The organism is Bacteroides pyogenes, assembly GCF_014196225.1.
Lineage (GTDB): Bacteria > Bacteroidota > Bacteroidia > Bacteroidales > Bacteroidaceae > Bacteroides > Bacteroides pyogenes_A.
Genome location: NZ_JACIDI010000037.1, coordinates 1 through 3,355, shown reverse-complemented (window position 1 = coordinate 3,355; position 3,355 = coordinate 1). Strand labels below are relative to the sequence as shown.

The window sequence follows — 3,355 nt, the reverse complement described above, 5'->3', positions numbered from 1 at the left end:
TGGGTACGCCCCCTGTCGAGGAGATGGAACATCGAGTTCGAACTCGGAGCGGGAATCGTATGGGCCGACTGGGAGCGTTTCAGGTGCGTGCACTGCGGGAAACGAGTGGCCAAAGACAACGGGGTAAGGCTCGTGCCCACACGCACGGCAGTCAATCTGGTATACTTGTTTTAGCTTAGACCTGATTCTGATTGTTTTTAGTTCTTATACCGATACCATAACTTTTTCAAACAAAGATCACGTATGATGAAAGCCATAAATAAGAAATTATTCATTGCAGGAATTTGCATCGGGACAAGCCTGATGTTCTCGTGCTCATCTTCAAGAGAGCCTAAAACCATGCGCCTGTTCATGCAGGCTCGCCGACCCAACGTCGAACTGCCCAAAGAAGAAACAGGACGGGCGGGAATATTATCGGAAAAAGTCAGCTTCGAACAAAGAACCGACACCGTGGTGGGAAACACCACGGCGGCACAAGACAGCGCGACAGACATATGGCGGAGTGTGGAACTCGACCGCGTGGATATTGTGGCCACACGGAAAGTCGTTAAGCAGGTCACTGTCCGGCAGGGCTCTGTCAGGCTGGAGTTCAACGTCAAAGTGCCCGGCATACTCATAGACAGCTGCTGGAGGGTTACGCTCACCCCTTTGCTCAAGACCAACGACAGCACGGAAACCGCACTCCACCCCGTAGTATTGGCGGGCAGCGGGTTCTCCCGCATGCAGGAGGAGGACTACAAGGCGTACGACCTGTTCCTCAAAGGCATCATCGACCCTTCGGCTTACGACAGCATATTCCTCGACCGGAAAGGCATCGCCAAGGATATCCGCAAAAGGCAGGATCTGTACTACGGCCTGTACGGCAAAGAACGTGACAGGCAGCTGGCATACGAGAAATGGAAAAGGATGACGCTCGACAGGCAGAACTTCTTCAACATGCGCACCGAAGCCAACCGGACGAAGTTGCGCCACCGTTTGGACAGAAAACGCATTGAGGAAAGAGTCAAAAGATATATCACGGGGAAAGACACAGTTGGGCTGGGGAATGCTTACCACCGCAAATACCAAAGACAGGTCAACTTCTGGCCCATGTACAAAATGCACAGGGAGCTCACCGCCAGGCGAGTGCCCGGAAAATACAGGGACTTGTACACCGGAGGGCGCACGCTATCGGATATCAGGAATTACGCCTTCACCGCCGGAGACTCCACGGAAATTTCACGAAACCGTTATTTTTTCGATGACATTGCGCTCAACGAAATGAACGACCGCAACCGTGAGGAAATACGCAAGCGCATGATAAGGTATCCCTATATAGACTCGGTGGCAGTGCGTGAAACGAGCATACCGGGGAAAGACTATATGTATCCATACGCAATTACCCTACCGGTCACCGAAGGGATGAAGAAACTGCAACTGCGCCTGGGCAGCATTGTTGAAGCGAGCGATCTGAGCACTTGGTCGCCTGCCCCCTCAGATACCCTTGTGTTTGTGATCGCCTCGCTCAGCGACCTGCTCGACCGTTCCGCACTGGAACGCTTTGCCGTAGCACCTTCCGGCACAGAATCGCTTCCGGACAGCTTGGGAAGCGAGCCTTCATATACCCCGGAAGGCAGAGAATATGCCGAAGGGCTACGGCTTCTGCAGGAACGCGAATACAAGAGCGCACTAAAGATACTGGAGAAATACCCGGATTACAACACGGCTTTGTGCCTAACCTGCCTGGGATACCACAGCGAAGCGGCAGACCTGCTCACCCAGCTCCCTAAAACCGCGAGAAGAGAATATACATACGCGGTAGTATGTGCAAGGTTGCAAAATGCTTACGAAGCCGTAGAGCATCTGCTGGAGGCTTGCCGCAGGGACCCGGACATGGTGCTCAGAGTAAACATGGACCCCGAACTTTCGGATTTGATACCGCAATTCGTGGGGCTGAGAGAAGAATTGGATAAGATCGCCGCAGGAGAGAGCGGCGAATAACCCGAAAATATAGATATAGCCAAAATATAAAACTGTTTCTAATTATTTATTCTATTTATTAATTTAATTTTTATGATTATGAAAAAGAATCTATTCAAAAGTTTATTGACCATCTGTGCGCTGGGAGCAATCTTCGCGGCGTGCAGCAATGAAGGAAACGAAGTACCCGATGTGAAAAAAGGGGAAAAAAGTGTATTCATGAAATTGGATTTTCAGTCTTCTGGAGGAACAAGAACAACTGAAAGTGCTTACAATGTTACTACTGCTGTTAACGTACAAAACTTCCATGTGTATTTCCATGATAATGCAAACATCTTGAAGTACGTGAAAATAGACGGGAGCACTTCTATCACGCTTCAAAACTTGAAAGACGGAACAAAAATAGCGGATGTACCGGCAACAGCTACCCATGTAACTGTTTACGGTAACATTCCTACTACTACATCAGTGCCTACTGCTGGAACAGTTGCCAACTTGAAAAATGTAGAAATCAATATCATAAGCCAAAGCGATATGACTAACATTCTTTTGAGTGGACAAGATAAGGCACTGACCGATTACACTGGTCCTACTCCCCCTACTTGGGCACCCGCTATCCAGAATGGCGACAAATATGCAGAGGTAGAAATCGCTCCAGCTGTATCACGCATTGAAATTGAAGGTTTGGAAACAACAGCTACTAGTGCAGTACAAAGTTTTACATTGGATGGTATCTACGTGAATAATTTCTTTGAAAAATTCAAATTAGACGACACTTCTGTAGGTACTCAGGTACAGTATGGAGCAACTCCTGGTAACTATGCACAAGGCCAAGGACTCTATACTATCTCTAATTTGGGGAAACTCTTCGACGAACCTGCATCTGCTTCTGTAGGAAACCCGGCAGCAGTATCTCCTACAGGCACTCCAGACCCACGTTGGACATATCAAGTTGCTCCCATTAGCAATAACACCGATGTAAATAAACAACTTCAACTTGTATTCAAACTGAGCAACCTTCAAGCAAAACCGAGCAGTGGCATTACTTTTGCCGCAGGCAACCAGTTTATCACTGTAAGAGGTTTCAAAGACAACCTTGGTAACATTGTAAAATTAGAAAAAGGTAAAATCTACACCATCAGCAAAGCTGACTTCAAATTTGATGAAAGCAACCTTTCTACTGTTCCTAACACTAATGCCGTAGGCGTTTGGTTGAAAGTAACCGTTAAGAACTGGCAAGTTGTTGCAGTAAAACCGAACCTGTAAAAAAGAGAAATAAGATATAATAAAAAACTATGCACGAATTCATAATTGCATACGTATTAATTAGTTAAGTTATCGGCAGGGCCTGATGTGAATCCCGCTCTGTTTTCTTACTAAAATTTGTTTGTTTACA

General features: G+C 47.2%; 3 protein-coding genes. All 3 read left to right on the top strand.

What is annotated here, in order from left to right; translation table 11 throughout:
* Nucleotides 1-12 precede the first annotated feature (12 nt).
* The gene (locus GGR07_RS13700; RefSeq protein WP_260168202.1) at nt 13-174 is read left to right on the top strand and encodes a DUF3575 domain-containing protein; all 162 of its coding nucleotides are present in this window, start codon (nt 13-15) and stop codon (nt 172-174) included.
* Nucleotides 175-243: 69 nt separating this feature from the next.
* Nucleotides 244-1,980, top strand: a complete 1,737-nt coding sequence (locus GGR07_RS14000; protein ID WP_256680528.1) for a hypothetical protein — start codon at nt 244-246, stop codon at nt 1,978-1,980.
* Nucleotides 1,981-2,058: 78 nt separating this feature from the next.
* Nucleotides 2,059-3,225, top strand: coding sequence for a hypothetical protein (locus tag GGR07_RS13690; protein ID WP_034544107.1), 1,167 nt, complete (start codon nt 2,059-2,061; stop codon nt 3,223-3,225).
* Nucleotides 3,226-3,355: the final 130 nt, after the last annotated feature.

Coding starts and splice junctions, on each gene's coding strand:
- GGR07_RS14000 (WP_256680528.1), top strand. CDS start 244: ATGATGAAAGCCATAAATAAGAAATTATTCATTGCAGGAATTTGCATC.
- GGR07_RS13690 (WP_034544107.1), top strand. CDS start 2,059: ATGAAAAAGAATCTATTCAAAAGTTTATTGACCATCTGTGCGCTGGGA.